Consider the following 1,179-nt stretch of genomic DNA (forward strand, 5'->3'; position numbering starts at 1 on the left):
AAATCGAGGTTCGAAGTTCGATGCACGAGGTGCGAATTGTATAGTCGTTCCTCGGACAGAGGATTAAGAAACTCGATAAATGGAAACTCACTCAAGCAGGATTGGGTAAGATAGTTGTAATGCTTGACTACTGGTCCTAATATTTTTGAGCGAACGTGAAATAGAAGAATGACAACGATCACTTTTAGCCGCAAGGCTAAATTTGATTCGAACATCGTACCTCGAACTTCGCGCATCGCACTTGTTCTTTGAAAACTACATAGAGAAATAATTTCTAGTAAGTCAAAGGAAACATCACCTCAAAACCGAGTGCAAACAAGGTTTTGAGAAACCCTAAATGTAGTAAAGATTTAGGTCAAGCTACTAAGGGCGTACGGTGAATGCCTAGGCGCTAAGAGTCGAAGAAGGGCGCGGTTAACAGCGAAATGCCACGGGGAGTCGTAAGCAGGCTTTGATCCGTGGATACCCGAATGGGGCAACCCAACTGGAGTCATATCCAGTTATCGTTAACTGAATACATAGGTTAATGAAGACAACCCGGGGAACTGAAACATCTAAGTACCCGGAGGAAGAGAAAGAATCATCGATTCCCTAAGTAGCGGCGAGCGAACGGGGAAGAGCCCAAACCCTACTCGATATTCGTGGTTCGCTATTCGTAGTTCGAACAAAGTGATTCTATAGGGTCAAAAAGACCCGAAAGAATAGCATAATCGAACCACGAACAACGTATTTCGAATATCGAGTAGGGGGTTGTAGGACCCTCTTTTAAGGATGGATCTCTAGCTGAACAGGACTGGAAAGTCCGGGCAGAGAAGGTAACACCCCTGTAAGTGAAAGGGAGACATTCTGTGAGGGAATCCTGAGTACCGCGGGACACGAGAAACCCCGTGGGAAGCAGGGAGGACCACCTCCCAAGGCTAAATACTCCTTAGCGACCGATAGTGAACCAGTACCGTGAGGGAAAGGTGAAAAGCACCTCGGAAGAGGAGTGAAAAAGAACCTGAAACCGTACGCTTACAAGCAGTCGTAGATCGTGGTTCGTGGTTCGTGGTTCGTAGTTCGAGTGAACGTGTAATTTTAAGCGGTTAACGATAAAACGACGAAGTCGTTTATAAGTCAAGACCGCAGAGAAATACAGCGATTCGAACAACGTGCATCGAACCACGAACTACGATTGGC

At 46.1% G+C, this 1,179-nt stretch carries 1 protein-coding gene and 1 rRNA gene; one reads left to right on the plus strand and one right to left on the minus strand.

Features of this window, described 5'->3' with window-relative positions; translation table 11 throughout:
• Positions 1-236: hypothetical protein (locus tag DEAC_RS24060; protein ID WP_207642588.1), on the minus strand; the 236-nt coding region annotated here is incomplete at its 3' end.
• Between the two features lie 117 nt (positions 237-353).
• Here DEAC_RS24060 and DEAC_RS24035 point away from each other — a divergent pair.
• Positions 354-1,179: ribosomal RNA gene (locus DEAC_RS24035) — 23S ribosomal RNA — on the plus strand; the annotation flags it as partial.

The organism is Desulfosporosinus acididurans, assembly GCF_001029285.1.
Classification (GTDB): domain Bacteria; phylum Bacillota; class Desulfitobacteriia; order Desulfitobacteriales; family Desulfitobacteriaceae; genus Desulfosporosinus; species Desulfosporosinus acididurans.